Annotated in this window: 10 protein-coding genes; 3 read left to right on the top strand and 7 right to left on the bottom strand. The window is 61.0% G+C overall.

Annotation, left to right across the window (positions count from 1 at the left end):
- Positions 1–7: 7 nt before the first annotated feature.
- Positions 8–1,009: an SPFH domain-containing protein gene (locus tag LRS06_RS10700; RefSeq protein WP_257871477.1), complete on the bottom strand. Its 1,002-nt coding sequence runs from the start codon at positions 1,007–1,009 to the stop codon at positions 8–10.
- Positions 1,010–1,011: 2 nt separating this feature from the next.
- Positions 1,012–2,349, bottom strand: coding sequence for a transposase (locus tag LRS06_RS10695; protein WP_257871476.1), 1,338 nt, complete (start codon positions 2,347–2,349; stop codon positions 1,012–1,014).
- 167 nt (positions 2,350–2,516) lie between these two features.
- Here LRS06_RS10695 and LRS06_RS10690 point away from each other — a divergent pair, with 167 nt between their 5' ends.
- Entirely contained in the window at positions 2,517–3,191 is a 675-nt protein-coding gene (locus LRS06_RS10690; RefSeq protein WP_257871475.1) for a hypothetical protein, read from the top strand.
- A 117-nt stretch (positions 3,192–3,308) separates the two neighbouring features.
- Positions 3,309–4,931, top strand: coding sequence for a Na+/H+ antiporter (locus tag LRS06_RS10685; RefSeq protein ID WP_257871474.1), 1,623 nt, complete (start codon positions 3,309–3,311; stop codon positions 4,929–4,931).
- Between the two features lie 118 nt (positions 4,932–5,049).
- Here the strand turns inward: LRS06_RS10685 and LRS06_RS10680 are convergent, their stop codons facing one another.
- Positions 5,050–8,097 carry a pitrilysin family protein gene (locus LRS06_RS10680; protein WP_257871473.1) on the bottom strand — a complete coding sequence of 1,016 codons (3,048 nt, stop codon included), beginning with the start codon at positions 8,095–8,097 and terminating at the stop codon, positions 5,050–5,052.
- 295 nt (positions 8,098–8,392) lie between these two features.
- Between LRS06_RS10680 and LRS06_RS10675 the strand changes: the two genes are divergently transcribed.
- Entirely contained in the window at positions 8,393–8,812 is a 420-nt protein-coding gene (locus LRS06_RS10675) for a hypothetical protein (protein WP_257871472.1), read from the top strand.
- Positions 8,813–8,888: 76 nt separating this feature from the next.
- On the opposite strand, the gene LRS06_RS10670 is transcribed toward LRS06_RS10675, so the two are convergent.
- The 4 genes from LRS06_RS10670 to LRS06_RS10655 form a co-directional block, all read right to left on the bottom strand.
- The gene (locus tag LRS06_RS10670) at positions 8,889–10,511 is read right to left on the bottom strand and encodes an MFS transporter (RefSeq protein ID WP_257871471.1); all 1,623 of its coding nucleotides are present in this window, start codon (positions 10,509–10,511) and stop codon (positions 8,889–8,891) included.
- Positions 10,512–10,563: 52 nt separating this feature from the next.
- A complete protein-coding gene (locus LRS06_RS10665; protein ID WP_257871470.1) occupies positions 10,564–12,402 on the bottom strand; it encodes an alpha-amylase family glycosyl hydrolase in 1,839 nt (612 codons plus the stop codon).
- Between the two features lie 186 nt (positions 12,403–12,588).
- Complete coding sequence (locus LRS06_RS10660; RefSeq protein WP_257871469.1) at positions 12,589–13,296, bottom strand: SDR family oxidoreductase; 708 nt, start codon at positions 13,294–13,296, stop codon at positions 12,589–12,591.
- A 90-nt stretch (positions 13,297–13,386) separates the two neighbouring features.
- Positions 13,387–15,690 carry a glycoside hydrolase family 65 protein gene (locus LRS06_RS10655; protein ID WP_257871468.1) on the bottom strand — a complete coding sequence of 768 codons (2,304 nt, stop codon included), beginning with the start codon at positions 15,688–15,690 and terminating at the stop codon, positions 13,387–13,389.
- Positions 15,691–15,813: the final 123 nt, after the last annotated feature.

Raw genomic sequence — 15,813 nt, 5'->3', positions numbered from 1 at the left:
ATCGGGGTTATAGCTGGTCGAGCCAGACTTTCTTTTTGGCGTCAAATTCGTCCTGGGTGATGATGCCCTCGGTGAGCAGCAGCTTAAGTTTCTGGAGCTGCTGCACCGGATCGGCGCCGGCCGGGGCGCTGGTGGCTTCCTGCTTTTCGGTGGCAAACACCCGGCCCAGCTCGGCCCCGGCCCCCAGCTGCAGGCCTGCCCCCGCCAGGCCGCTTTCGTTGCGGGCGGCATCGCGCAGGGCTTTCAGCTTTTCCAGCTCAGCATAGCCCAGGCCTCCGGCTGCAGCAGCCTGGGTGTCAGCCGTCACGTCGGAAATGCGGCCGATGCGCTGCTGGGTGGCTTTGTCGAACACGGTGCCGTTGATGCGGAAGTCCGTCAGCGCGCAGCCGAGGCGGGCAAACTCGGGAGCCAGCAGGTCGTGCAAAGCAGCCGACAGCGGCCCAAGTTGAGCGTCAATCTGCTGGTAGGAAAACTGCGCGCCGGCCAGCGTGGTAGCCAGCACCGGCGGAATCCGGCTTTGCAGCAGCGTCTTGGCCTGCTGCACGGTATAGTGGTTTTGCTGCCCGGCTATTCCGGCGAAGAACAGCGCGCCGTCGTCGAGGCGGAAAGAGAAAGTACCGTTGGCCCCCAGCTCCACCGGAATCTGGTACACCGGGTCAAGGTACTTAAGCGGCATAGCCGTACCCCAGCCCTGGCTCACGTTTTCGGCGCGACGGAAAAAGTACACCTTCACCTTATGCTCGCTCTCAAAGGCTGTGCGCAGCTTGGTGAGGGTGGTCAGGAAAGGCATATTCTCGGTATCCAGGTTGTAGATACCCTCAGTGGTGAGCACGTCGGCCACGCGGCCCTCGTACACCAGCAGGGCGCCCTGGCCGGGCCCGATGATAAGCTTGCTGGCGTTCTTGAGCTCATCGTGCTCCGAGGGAAATTTATGAATCAGTACGCCCGGCTCCGGGTTGGCCCACTGGATGACGGACGCCAGCTGGTTGCGAAAAAAGCTAAAAGCCATGATTACGGGAGTTCAGAGGGTTTGCTCAGCTGCCCGCTCAGGCTGATGGTATAGGTTTGGTCGCCGTCGTGCAGGGCAAAGCCGGCGGGGTAGCGGACGGCTTCTTCGGGACTGGCGCCCGCGGCCAGGGGCTGGGTGAAAATGATGGCACCCGTGCGGGCATTCAGACACTGGACCGATACCAGGGCACTGGGCGAGGCCGTGGGCTTAAACGCAATCAGCACGTACTCCTCATCCGAAGCCAGGTGCCGCGGCTCGAAGTACAGGCGGCCCGGGGTGAAGTCGGCGTAAGACAGGATACGGGCCTCCTTCAGCTCGTAGGGCGTGATAAGCCGCTTCACGTGGGGGTCGGCATCGGTGAAGATGCCCGAGCCGCCGTAGTCGTCGCTCCACTCGAAGTGGGGCAGGTCCCTGGCCCCGCCACCATTGTCGCGGTACTGGTACTTGATAAGCTGGATTTTGTCTTCGGGGTAGGTAGTGCTTTTGCGGCTGAAGATGAAGCCTGTCTTGATGGGGCTCTTCGGCCGGAGGGTATTGAAGCCGTGGCGGGCGTCGTAGAAGTCATCCTTGCTATAGACGGTCCGGATCAGCGGAAAGTACATCAGGTTGCGGCCGTCGTTGGTGAACAGGGTGAAGTAGTCGCCGTAGTCATCGTCGCCCCCTTCCACGGTGGCAATACCGCTGGCCAGCTCCTGCTGCCCCTGAAACAGCGCCTTGGTTACGTCCCGGATAGCGTAGGTGGCCTTATCCACCCGGAACACGGCCGTTTTGTTGGCCACGATGTACAGGTCGCCGTTGGAAAAGTGCTTGAGGTCGAAGTCGGGCGAAGACGTGCCGGGCGGAACCGGTAAGGCTACGCTCTTCAGCACCGCACCGGTAGTGGCGTCCACAAAGTTGGCGTAGCTGCTGTCGGGCGTTACGCGCTGGTAGCTGCGGGTACCTACCTGGAACAGCACCGGTTGTCGGGTAGGCGCTACATACAGGCGCGCCTCGCGGCTGCTGAAGGTGTACTTTTTGGTATCCTCCTCGTCGTCGGCGCCAGCTACCACCGAATAGTTGACCGTTACCGGCTGGGGCACATCGGCCCGAAACAGCTGTCGTACCCCCATTACCAGCAGCAGGGCTACCACGGCAATAATGCCTACCAGCACCCACGAGGGTGACTTGGGCGCGACCGGTGGCGGCGCGTGCTGGCGCACGGTGTAGTTCACGTTGATATCGTCGTTGTCGAGAAAGTATTCCGTGCTGCAGTTCTCGCACCGAAACACGTCGGGGCGCACGGCTACTTTTTGCGTGCTGCCGCACTTGGGGCACTCAATTGCTTTTATTGCTTTGGCCATATGTCAGGAGTGCGGAGCGGGACGCTGCCACCGGAGCAAGCCGGCTGGTAATAGTGTACGAGGCCTAAGCCCAACCGTTAGCAGATGGAAGCCCGGGAACTGCAATATCGTGCTTGGCAGACCTTGAGGGGTGGCATACCAGCCCCCAGCCCGTACTTTCGCAGGGTATGAGAGCCTTCGTGTTTGCGCTGCTGGCTGGCCTGGCTGCTTTTCCGGCTTATGCCCAGCGGCTCGCCCCCACCATTCCGGCTTCCGGCCGCACCGCAGCGGCTTTCGTTCCGGCCGGCTACGCCTTGCTGCCCGAGGGCCGCGCCACCGGCGACCTGAACCAGGACGGCCGCCCCGATGTGGCCCTGGTGCTGCGACCTTTAGCGGAAAACCGGCCTTACTACGATTCGGAAACCATGCCCGGACGAATCCTGCTGGTGTTGTTTGCGACGGCGCGGGGCTACATGCTGGCCGAGCAAGCCAACCAGGTAATGCTGTGCAAAAACTGTGGCGGCCAGTACGGCGACCCTTTCGCGGGCTTGACTATCCGAAAGGGCGTGCTTGTTGTAAACCACTACGGCGGCAGCAGCTGGCGCTGGGGCGTATCGAGCAAGTTTCGCTACCAGCAGCGAGGCTTTTACCTGATTGGCGAAACCACTACCCTCGGCCGCAGCTCCGGCGACTGCGAAAACGTGGCCGGTTCGCCCGGCGGTGAGTACCACGATATCAACTTTGTGACCGGGGCTTACGAGGTGCGCAAAATCTCGGAAACCTGCCAGGTACTCGTGCATCAGCGCGGAAAGCGGAAGCCCGCTCCGTTGCGCCGCCTGGCAAATTACACGCCCGAGACGTAGCCTGTGCCGGCGTTGAGCGTTCTACTACATGTCAATACCCCGTAGGCTTTCTACCGCCGAGCTACTACCTTCCGGCTTCGGGCTCCGGCCGCCCGACGCTGAAACGACTTCTTACCAATGCACGATACCGCGCTGCACGAAACGATACTGCTGGTGCTGGGTTTGCTGTTTGCCATGCTGCTGCTCGTGATGCTGAGCCAGAAGCTGCGCATCTCCTACCCCATCTTTCTGGTGCTGGCCGGGCTGGCACTCAGCTTTGTACCGGGGCTGCCCTCCATCACCATCAACCCCGACCTGATCTTCCTCATCTTTCTGCCGCCTTTGCTCTACCAGGCCGCCTGGGACACCTCCTGGCGGGACTTCTGGCGGTGGAAGCGGCCAATTGCCCTGCTGGCCTTCGGGCTGGTGTTTTTCACTTCCACCATCGTGGCCTACGTGACCCGGGCCATGATTCCGGGCTTCACGCTGGCGCTGGGGTTTCTGCTGGGCGGCATCATCTCCCCGCCCGATGCGGTGGCGGCCACCTCCGTGCTCAAGGGCATTAAGGTGCCGCGCCGGGTGACCAGCATTCTGGAGGGCGAAAGCCTCATCAACGATGCCAGCTCTCTGATTGTGTTCCGGTTTGCGCTGGCGGCCGTGGTGTCGGGCACGTTTGTGTGGCAGCAGGCAGCCACCTCGTTTCTGCTGGCCAGCGGCCTGGGCCTGGCCATCGGGCTGGCCGTGGGCTACGGCTTTTACCTCATTCACCGTTACCTGCCCACCACGCCCAGCATCAACACGCTGCTCACCTTTCTGGCGCCCTACGTGATGTATCTGCTGGCCGAGGCGTTCCACTTTTCGGGGGTGCTGGCCGTGGTGAGCGGGGGGCTGATGCTCTCCTACCACTCCCACCGCGTGTTCGATGCTGATACCCGCCTGCAGGCCAACAGCGTGTGGACGAGCGTAGGGTTTGCCCTCAACGGGCTGGTATTCATTCTCATTGGCTTGGAGCTGCCGGTGGCCGTGCATGGGCTGGGTTCCTACTCGCTCGGGCAGGCCATCAGCTATGGCCTCATCATCAGCGCCATCGTTATCCTGATTCGACTGCTGTGGATGTTTCCAGCGGCTTTTGTGCCGCGCTGGCTTTTTCGCAGCATCCGCACCCAAGAGCCCAGCCCCGGCTGGCAAGGCCCCGTCATTATTGGGTGGGCCGGCATGCGGGGCGTGGTGTCGCTGGCCTCGGCGCTGGCCGTGCCCCTGCTCCTGAGCAACGGGCAGGCATTTCCGCAGCGCAACCTGATTCTGTTCATCACCTTCGTGGTGATTCTGATTACGCTGGTGTTTCAGGGCCTCACGCTGCCAGCCATCATCCGCCTTACGGGCGTGGCCGAAATCGAGGACCGGATGCCCACCGACGAGCAGGAAGCCGGCATCCGGCTGCGGCTACGCCACGTGGCCCTGGCCCACCTGGCCCGGCACTACACCTCCGATATTCAGGCCAACGAAATGATAGCCGCCCTGCAGCAGCGCATGCAGGCCGAAGCCCAGCGCACCGGCAACCTGCTCGAAGCCCTCGACTACGACGACAACAAGCGCCAGGCCCTGCAGCGCTACCACCAGGTGCTGCTGGATGTGCTGCAGGTGCAGCGCGAGGAGCTGTTTGTGCTGCGGGCTGAGGATGTGTTTGAAGAGGAAATGCTCCGCCACCAGGAGGCCCAGCTGGACCTGGACGAAGCCAAGATCAGCCACATGCCGCATTAGATGCCCAAACGGCCCCGGCCAGGCTATAGCTTTTCCTCTCCCGGTTGCCCTCCACAAAAAAACCGCCCGGCTCCACTAGGGAACCGGGCGGTTTTTGCAGGTAGTCAGTCAAGCGCGGTTACTCGCCTTTCTCCTTTACTTTCTGGCTGTTCTCGTCGTTCTTTTCCTTGCGCTTTTTCTTGCCGTCTTCGCCTTTGGTTTTGCTTTTGGCTTTCTTAACGGTAGTAGCAGGGTCAGCAGCGGCGGGGGCGGCAGTTGGAGCAGCAGCTGGGGCCGGCGCGGCCGAAGCTACGGGGTTGCCTTCCAGGTCAAGCTCTACTACTTCATAGCCCAGCTCACTGAGGCCGGGGAAGGCTTTGGCCCGGTCGCCTACCACCACAATGTACATGTTGTCGGTGGGCAGGTACTTCTGGGCCAGGGCCTGCACGTCTTCCTTCTTCAGGTTGCGCAGGATGTCGCTCTGCTGCTGCACGTAGCCTTTATCGAGGTCGTACTCCACGATGCGGCCCAGGAACGCGGCTTTCTGACGGCCAGTCTCGTAGCGCAAGGCGTCGCTCTGGCCAATGGAAGCCTGCACGAACTGCAGTTCCTCATCGGAAATACCGTTGCGGTAGTTCTGCAGCTCCTTCATGAATTCCTTCACCGAAGCAGCGGTAGCATCGGCGCGCACCCCAGCCTGGGCTGTGAACGGTCCGGCGTACTTGCTGCCCCGGAAGCCCGAGCGGGCGCCGTAGGTGTAGCCTTTGTCTTCGCGCAGGTTCAGGTTGATGCGCGAGTTGAAGGCGCCACCAAGCAGGTAGTTGGCTAGGCCGGCGCGGTAGTATTCGCCGGTGGCATCGAAGGGCATGCCCAGGTAGCCAATGCGGATTTCTGACTGCGCGGCGCCGTCCTTGTTCACGAAGTAAACGCGGGTTTTCTCCGTGGGCATGGCGGCGGTAGCGGGAGCGGGCAGGGCCACGTCCTTCTTGGGCCAGGCTTGCAGGAACTTGAGCTTGGGCAGCAGCTGCGCCTCGGCCACATCACCTACTACCACCAGGTTGGAGATATTAGGCGCGTAGTTCTGCTGATAGAACTGCTTGACATCATCCAGCGTGAGGGTTTGTACAGAAGCGGTAGAGCCGATGGCCGGCACGCGCATAATGTCGCCGGAAGGGTAAATCAGCCGGGCAAACGTGTTGTTGGCAATGGCCACGGGCTGCACGTTCTGGCTGGCAATGTTTTCCAGGGTCTGCTTTTTCACCCGGGCAAAGTCCTGGGCGTCGAAGCGGGGGCGCAACAGGCTTTCTTCCAGCAGAGCCAGCGTAGCATCGAGGTTTTTGGTGAGCGACTCCACGTATATGGTCGTGTTGTCTTCGCCGGCTACCACGTCAATGGAGCTGCCCAGCTTTTCCAGCGCGGCGCTGAACTGCTCGGGCGTGTATTTCTGCGTGCCTTCGCTTAGCATAGCGGCGGTGAGGGCGGCGAGGCCGGCTTTACCGGGGGTCTGCTGGGCCAGGCGGTGGCCGCCGGGGATGGTGAGCTGCATCGTCACCTTCGGAATTTCGGCGTTGCGGGAACCGATTACCTTCAGGCCGTTGGGCATCGTCTGCTGCCAGAAGGCAGGCACCTGCACCACGGGGTTGGTGCCGGATTTGGGCTGCTGCTTGCGGTCGAAGGAGTCGGTAGCCTTCTTGTAGGTCAGGCCCGCGTACTCATCCTTGGGCATGGTGAAGCCCTCTTTGGACACGGTGTAGTTGTCGGCGCGGGCCACAAGGTTTTTACCACCTTTGGGCACCACACTCAGAATCACGGCTTTCTTGCCTTTGATGTACTGGTTGTACACGCGCAGCACATCGGCCTTGGTGAGGGCGCGCAGCTCCTTCAGGTCCTGGGTGATGCGGTTGGGCGAGCCGGTAAACGTCTGGGCCGAAGCCAGCTCCGACACCTTGCCGCTCACGCTGGCCAGCCCGTCGATGGTCTGGGCTTCGCGGGTGGCTTTAAAGCGCTGCAGGTCCTCGTCGGTTACGCCGCGTTTCTCAAACTCGGCCAACGACTTGCGCACCACCATTTCCAGGCTGTCGAGGCCTTTGCCGGGGAAGCCCACGGCCGTGAAGGTGAACTCGCCGGCCAGCTCGGCCGTAGGGTGACCCGCGTTGGCCTGAATGGCTTTCTGATTTTTTACCAGGTTTTTGTAGAGCAGGGAGTTGTTGCCGCCGCCCAGGATTTCGGCCAGCGCGTCGAGGGCCGGCTCATCGGGGTGGTAGCGAGGCACGGTAGGCAGCACCATGCGCAGCATGGGGAAGCGCACGTTGTCTTCGTAGCTTACGTAGCGGTCCTGGGTGAGCTTGGGCGCGGGCAGCTTCATGTTCTGCACGGCCGGCCCCCGGTTGATGGAGCCGAAGTACTTCTCGGCCAGCTTCACCACGTCGGCGGGCTTCACGTCGCCGCCCACCGTCAGGGTAGCGTTGTTGGGGCCGTACCAGCGCAGGAAGAAGTTCTTGAGGTCGTTTACGTCGGAGCGGTCCAGGTCTTCGAGGTAGCCGATGGTCATCCAGCTATAGGGATGCCCGTAGGGGTACAGGTTCTTCGACACCATCTCGCCGGCCAGGCCGTAAGGGCGGTTGTCATAGTTCTGGCCCCGCTCGTTTTTCACGGTGGAGCGCTGGTTTTCAAACTTGGGCTGCGTTACGGCGTCCAGCAGGAAGCCCATGCGGTCAGCTTCCAGCCAAAGGGCCGTCTCCAGCTGGTTGTTGGGCAGCGTCTCGAAATAGTTGGTCCGGTCGCGGTTGGTGGAGCCATTAAGCGTGCCCCCGGCGGCCGACACCAGCTTGAAGTGCTGCTCGTCGCCCACGTTGTCGGAGCCCTGGAACATCATGTGCTCGAAGAAGTGGGCAAAGCCCGACTTACCGATGGTTTCGCGGGCCGAGCCCACGTGGTAGGTCACGTCGACGTGCACAATGGGGTCGGAGTGGTCTTCGTGCACCACCAGCGTGAGGCCGTTGGGCAGCACGTACTTCTCGTAGGGAATCACCACCTCGCCGGGCTTGGCGGTTACTTTTTCAACCAGGCGCGTGCCGCCGGTGGCTTTGGTGGTAGTGGCTTTAGCAGCCGTTTTCTGCTGCGCCTGCGCGGCTGGCAGCGCCAGCACCACGCTCAGCCCCAGCAGGCCTAACTGTTTTAACTTCATAGGAAACAACGAGAGGAAAGAAAATGATGGGGTGAATGTAAGCAGAACAGACACACCGCGCGCGCCAAGGTTGGCTCCGCCCCGTGCATTCTCCTGGTTTTTCTGGAATTGGGCTGCCATTTTGCACTGAACTTGGTTATACAGCCGGGCTTTGTGGCAGAGTACACCGGGGCCGGGGCTTGGCTCTTCATCCCGAATACAGAATTTCAACTCTTTCTTTCTTGCCGGCCGGCGTAGCTCTCAGCCGGGCACACTCCTTGATAACGCGGCCCTGGCCCTTACGCCCCTTCCTTGCATGAGCAACCTTTCCACCGCGTACATGGACCTGGCTTACCGCCCCGACCTGCGCATACTGTTTCTGCGCTGGACGCGGCAAACCACTTCGCAGGAGCTGCGGGCAGCCTATGGTCAGGTGCTGGAGCTGGCCCGGCAGGAGCAGGCCGGCCGCTGGCTGATTGACCTGCGCCGCCGGGAGCTGGCCGACCCACCCGATTTTGCCTGGATTGTGCGCGAAGTGCGGGCCCAGCTGGCCCAGGATGTGGCCGAGGCGGGCAGGCGCATTGCCTACCTCGTCACGCCCAACAACGCCCCTACCATCCAGAGCCGTCTCACGGAGCTGGAGCTCACCACGCCCGCCGCCGTGCGCGAGGCGGTGGCGTTTCGCATCTTCACGGAGGAGCACATGGCCCTGGGGTGGCTGCAGGAAACCGAGTAAATCCTGGTTTCCAGCATGCAGAACGCCCCACCGGAGCAATTCCGGTGGGGCGTTCTATTGGGTTGGCAGTGTATTCTTAGGTACGTGGAATGACTACCGTGGGCGTGTCGTAGCCAGGGGCATCCGCAGGCTGCACCGCAGCCTGCGTACCACTGTCATCGTCCTGCACCCACAGCGTGAGCAAGCCGGCCAGGATCATGGAGCCGCCTCCCAGAGCTAGGGTATTGAGGGTGTTGCCGTGGAAGAAGTGCATGGTGCAGTACCCAAGAATGGTAGCAGCCACAATTTGGGGAATCACAATGAAGAAGTTAAACACGCCCATGTAGTACCCCATTTTATTGGCGGGCAGGGAGCCGGCCAGAATAGCATAGGGCATGGATAAGATGCTGGCCCAGGCCACGCCTACCATGGCCATGGAAACCATAATCAAGTCGGGGTTCTGAATAAACTTCAACGATAACAGCCCTACCCCACCCGTAAGCAGGCACAGCATATGCGTGCGGCGGCGGCTGGTGCGCATGGCAATCAGCGGAATAATGAAGGCAAAGATGGCCGCCACGCCGTTGCGCACCGACGAAGCCAGGCTCAGCCAGTCGGCGCCGTCGTTGTACTGCTGCTTTACCCGGTTCAGATCTGCTGCGTCGGCGCCCGTAGGCTTGGCGCTGTCGAGGTAGTAGTTGGCCAGGTTCAGGGTCAGGGTTTTGTCGCTGTTTCCAGCCTGAAACTGATTGATTTCATCAATGTCTTTCTGCAGCGAAGCCAGCGTTTTGCTCTTTTTCGCGTCTTTCTCCTGTTGCGCGGTCGTGCTGATGTAGGAGGTTATACGCTGATAGAGCGGCGTACTAACCCGCATATTGTAGATGTTGCTCGTGACGGCGTTGGTGGCATAAATCCACATAGAGAACAGCGCAAACCACGTAAAGAACTGCACCAGCGCCAACTGGCGCATGGCCACCGGCATGCGGAAGATGCCCATGAAGGATTCCTTCATGCCGTCCCAGATGCCAGCCTTGGCGTTTTCCTTGCGGAATTCCTCCATGTCTTCCGGGGGAAATTCCTTGGTGGTGAACACCGTGTACATTACCGCGGCCAGAAAGGCCAGCGCCCCCACGTAAAATGACCACTTCACCGAAGGCGGAATCTCTCCATTAGCCGCCGTATTGCTCAGGTGAAACCAGTTGGTGAACACCCAGGGCAGCAAGGCGGCAATAACCGAACCTACCCCGATAAAGAAGCTCTGCATGGCAAAGCCGCTCGTCCGCTGTTCGCTGGATAATTTGTCGCCCACGAAAGCCCGGAATGGCTCCATGGATATATTAATGCTGGCATCCAGAATCCAGAGCATGCCGCCAGCCATCCACAGCGCAGACGAGTTGGGCATGATGAATAGTGCCAGCGTAGCCAGAATAGCACCGATGAAGAAATACGGCCGCCGCCGCCCCCAGAATGGGTGCCAGGTGCGGTCGGAGAAATAGCCGATAATAGGCTGTACCAGCAAACCGGTAAGCGGAGCGGCAATCCACAGAATGGGAATATCGTCCTTGTTGGCGCCCAGCGTTTCAAAAATCCGGCTGACGTTGGAGTTTTGCAGCTCGAAGCCAAACTGGATACCGAGGAAGCCGAAGCTCATGTTCCAGATTTGCCAGAAGCTCAGCCGGGGTTTTTCGCGGGTGCTGGCGGGCACAACGGTAGTTGCCATTCGCGGAGGGAGTGGGAGTGAAAGGGGAAGTTCAGAGGAAGCTGATGGCCGGCTACTTGCGCGGCTGAATTTCGAAGACGAAGGCGCTGAGCGGGGGCAGCGTGAGCGAGAGGCTGTTCACGGCCGGGCTGCCGTTGAGCAGGTCGGCATAGGCGTATACGCGGTTGGGGTCAAGGCTCATGGCCTTCATAGCCTCCACCGGAATGCGGATGGTGGGATGCAGGGTTTTGTCGCGGGAGAAGTTTACCACGATGAGCAGCTTCTGCTTGTCGGTGTAGCGCAGGTAGCTGTACACCTGCTGCTGGTCGTACTCACGGCCCAGGTTGTTGGCGTCCTGCAGCTCGTAGAACTTGCCGCGCCGGATGGCGTCGGAAGAGCCGGCCAGGTTGAGCAGGCGGCTGTAGAACTCGCGAAGCTGCTGCTGGCCGCCGTCGAGCTTGCCCCCGTCGAACTTGCCGCCGTTCATCCAGCGCTGGTGGAAGGGCACGCCCCAATAGTCGAAGATGGTGGTGCGGCCGTCTTCGCCGGAGAAACCCTCGGTCCCGTGGGCCGGCTCGCCCACTTCCTGCCCGAAGTACACCATCACCGGCCCCGAGGCCAGCGTGGCCGACACCGTCATGGCCGGAATGGCCGCGCGCGGGTCGCCGGCAAAGTCCTTGGAGGCAATGCGCTGTTCGTCGTGGTTTTCGAGAAAGCGCAGCATATGGGAGCTAAAGCCCCGGCTTTCCTCGCGCCATACCTTGCTGATGTCCTCGGTGTTGCCTTCGCCCCGCATCAGGCGGCGCAGGCCGTCGTAGAGGCCTACCTTGTCGTAGAGGTAATCGAAGCGGCCCTGCTCGATGTAGGTTTTGTAGGCTTTGGGGTTGTAAATCTCGGCAATGAAGAGGATGTCGGGGTTCACCTTTTTCACCTCCGGAATGACGTAGGCCCAGAACTCCACTGGCACCATTTCGGCCATGTCGCAGCGGAAGGCGTCCACATCCTTCTTGGCCCAGAACACCAGGATGTCGCGCATTTTCACCCACGTATCTGGAATGGGCTCGAAGTGCAGCTGGCGGTGGTTCTGGTAGTCGACGCCGTAGTTGAGCTTCACCGTTTCAAACCAGTCGTCGATGCTGGGCTGGGCCGAAAACACGTCGTTGCCGGTGGCCTTGGCAGGCGTTTCCGAGAACCTGCCGTCTTCCTGCGGGCCCTTGCCGGCCCCCAGCGGGTTGTTGGTTTTCGGCACCGTCAGGTTCTGACCCGGCAGGTAGTAGAAGTTGTTGCCGGCCGCAAACGCCTTGCTTTTGTCGTCCCGCTCGCCCAGGTCCACCACGCCCGGGGGCTTAGCATCCGACTTATAGGTGCGGGCCACGTGATTCGGGATGAAGTCGATGATGACCTTCAGGCCGTTGGCGTGGGTACGCTTCACCAGCCCGTCGAACTCCAGCATCCGGTTTTTCACGTTCACCGCCAGGTCGGGGTTCACGTCGTAGTAGTCCTTGATGGCGTAGGGCGAGCCGGCGCGGCCTTTCACCACGTCGGCATCATCCAGCGGAATACCCTGCTTGGTGTAGTCCGTCATGGTGGCGTGCTCCAGCACCCCGGTGTACCACACGTGGGTGGCGCCCAGCTGCTTGATGGCCTGCAACGCCGTGCTGTTGATGTCGTTGAACTTGCCCACGCCATTCTCGCTGATGGTGCCGTAGGGCTTGTTGGTGGCCACCTTGTTGCCAAACAGGCGCGTCATCATCTGGTAGATGATGATCTTGTTGTCCTGCGGTACTTCGTCGGTGGTGTTGGGGTCAGAGGCGGAAACAGTAGACACAGTACGGGCCGGATCGGCCGGAGAAACAGATTGAAAAGAGGCCAAGGCCAGTAGAATACCGGCGGCCGGCAGAAACTTCTTCATAAGGTGGCCTAAGATAATCAGTTGTCAGGTGGGAGTTGCGAGTAAGAACGTCATTCCGAGCATGTGGCGCATCAAGCCAGTGACCGAGGAATCTCGCCAGGGTGGTAAAATCAATTACCACCACAACATCAGCACGCAAGATGCCTCGACTTCGCTCGGCATGAAATTCTTTCTAACAGCTAAATCCTACCATTCCTGCGTGAGCGGGTGCAGCATCAGCTCATCAACTACCACGTGGGGCGGGGCTTCCAGCACGTAGCGCACGGCCTGAGCCACGTCGGCGGGACGCAGGTGGGTGGCTTCGGCCTCCACGCTGCCGGGGCGGGAGTTGTTGAAGTAGGTATCGACCAGCCCCGGGTAAATGGTGCTGACTTTGACACCAAAGGGCCGTACTTCCTTGCGCAAAGAGCCCAGCAGGGCATCCTGAGCAAATTTGCTGGACCCGTAGGCCGTGCCGTGCTCAAAGGTACGGCGGGCCACATCGGAGGTGATGCCCACGATGTGGCCGCGCTTCTGGGCCTTGAAGTGGGGCACGGCGGCCTTGCAGAGCAGAAACGTGCCTTTCACGTTCACGTCGAACATCTGGTCCCAGTCGGCTGCTTCGATGTTTTCGAGCAGATTGAAGGAGCCCATGCCCGCGTTGCACACCAGCATATCGAGCCGACCGAAGTGCTGCAGCGCGGCATCCACGGCCTGGCGGGCATCGGCCTCACTGGTTACGTCGGCGGCCAGCGGCAGGATCTGGCCCGACTGGGCCACGTCGTCCAGCTCCTCGGCCTGGCGGGCCAGGGCCACCACACGCACCCCCTGCATGGCCAGCAGCAAGGTAATGGCCCGCCCGATTCCCCGGCTGGCCCCGGTCACAATAGCTACTTGGTCGGTCAGATCAGTCATGGCGTTGAGCGGTTAGCTGGTGGAAGTGAAGACGACGCGTACCTTTTTCAGCTGCTGACGGCCAACAGGTAACCGCCAGCCGCCGATACCCTAACTCACCAGCTCCGTCACGGAGTTCCGGCCTACTTCCACGGCTTCGTCGTTCACGAACACCGTCAGTGGCTTGTCGGACTGAATCTGCACGCCGTCGCGGCCCGCGTGCACCTTCACTACGGCGCCCCGGAAGCGGATGCGGAAGCTGAAGCCCGTCCACTTGGCCGGCAGCATGGGCCGGAAGTGAAGCTGCCCGTCGCGCACGCGCATGCCCCCAAAGCCCTGCACCACGGCCATCCAGGTGCCAGCCATGCTGGTGGTATGGCAGCCGTCCTCGGTGTCGTTGTTGTAGTCGTCGAGGTCGAGGCGGGCCGTACGCAGGTACATTTCGTAGGCCTTTTCCTCCAGGCCCAGGCGGGCGGCCAGCACGGCATGCACGCACGGCGAAAGCGACGACTCGTGCACCGTGCGCGGCTCGTAGAACTCGAAGTTGCGGCGGATGGTGTCGATGTCGAACTGGTCTTCGAGCAGGAACATGCCCTGAAGCACGTCGGCCTGCTTGATAAAGCAGGAGCGCAGAATCCGGTCCCAGCTCCATTTCTGGTTGAGGGGCCGCTCCGAGGCGGGCAGGTCCTTCACCAGAATCTGCTCCTTGTCCATGTAGCCTTCCTGCTGCAGCTTGATGCCGCGCTTGGGGTCTTCGGGCAGGAACATGTTGCCGATAATAGCGCGCCAGGTGCCAAACTCGCGGGCTTCATCCAATCCCAGCTCCATGTCCAGCACGGCATAGCGGGCCGGATTTTCGGCTTTGATTTTGGCCAGTACCTCCAGCGTATAGTTCAGCGTCCAGAGGGCAATGGTGCTGGTGTACCAGTTGTTGTTGATGTTGTTTTCGTACTCGTTGGGGCCGGTCACGCCCAGCATCACGTACTGGCCTTTCTCCTCGGAGAAGTTCACCCGCTGCGCCCAGAACCGCGAAATGGCCACCAGCACGTCCACGCCGTAGTCGGCCAGGTAGCTTTCGTCGCCGGTGTAGCGCACATAGTCGTAGATGGCGTGGGCAATGGCCCCGTTGCGGTGCACCTCCTCGAAGGTAATTTCCCACTCGTTGTGGCACTCCTCCCCGTTCATGGTCACCATCGGGTAGAGCGCGGCTCCGTCGGTAAAGCCCAGCTTCTGCGCGTTTTCAATGGCTTTACCCAGCTGCTTGTAGCGGTAAAGCAGCAGGTTGCGGCCCACCTGCGGGTCGGCGGTGGCCAGGTAGAAGGGCAGGCAGTACGCCTCGGTGTCCCAGTAGGTGCTGCCGCCGTATTTCTCGCCCGTGAAGCCTTTGGGGCCGATGTTCAGGCGCGGGTCTTCGCCGGTGTAGGTCTGGTTGAGTTGGAAGATGTTGAAGCGGATAGCCTGCTGAGCGGCTGCGTCGCCTTCGATGATGATGTCACTCTCGGCCCACTTGGCAGCCCAGGCCGCGGCCTGTTCCTCAGCCAGCTGGTCGAAGCCCTTGGCGCGGGCCTGCTGCACGGCGCGGCGGCACACGTCTTCTAGGATGGCGCGGTCGTGGTTTTCGGAGGAAATATTGGCCGCGAACTTGGTCAGTACGGTTTCCTCACCCTCCTGAATGCTGACGGTGAAGATGTGGGCCGTGTACTTCTCGCTCTCGATGGGAATGGTGCGGGGCGTAGCAGCCTGGCCAGCCTGGGTGAGCTGGAACGTCATGCCGGCGCACACGTCGAAGCCGGTTTTGCGGGTGCGGGCCGTCACGAAAGCACCCTGGCCTTCGATGCTGCGGCTTACCTCTTCCCAGAACTTCTCGTCGTAGTTGGCGTCCTGGTTTTTGACGTCGAAATCGATGTAGGGCGTGAGCGTAGCTTTACCCGAAAAGCCCAGCGGCGTAATAGCGTAGCGAATGGCGCCTACCTCGTCGTCCACAATGCTGCAGAAGCGCTTGGCCTCAATGCGCAGCTTGCGGCCTTCTTCCAGCACCACAGTGCAGGTGCGCAGCAGGTAACCCTCGCGCATGTTCAACTCGCGGCGGAAGTCTTCCACCGGCAGCTTGGCCAGGTCTATTTCCGTCCCGTCGATTTCCACCCCGATGCCAATCCAGTTGGCGGCGTTCAGCACCTTGGCAAAGTAATCGGGGTAGCCGTTTTTCCACCAGCCCACGCGGGTTTTATCGGGGTAGTACACGCCGGCCACGTAGCTGCCCTGCAGGGAGGGCCCGGAATACTGCTCCTCGAAGTTGGCGCGCTGACCCATACGGCCGTTGCCGAGGGAAAAAATGCTTTCCGATACTTTGTTGAGGTGCGGGTCGAAGCCTTCTTCGATGATCCGCCACTCATCAACTTTCAGGTAATCTTTCATTATAGCAAGGGGGAGTAAGGGGAGAGTTTTCTTTGGAGGAGTCAGGAGCTAGAAGCTACAAATTCCCCTCCTTATTCGAAGGAGGGGTGGCCGGAGGCCGGGGTGGTAAATCCGTCAGGACGA

Origin of the sequence: Hymenobacter sp. J193, from assembly GCF_024700075.1 — a bacterium.
In the GTDB taxonomy this organism is placed as follows: Bacteria; Bacteroidota; Bacteroidia; order Cytophagales; family Hymenobacteraceae; genus Hymenobacter.
The sequence above is the reverse complement of the archived record's forward strand: the minus strand, read 5'-3'. Positions and strand labels throughout refer to the sequence as shown.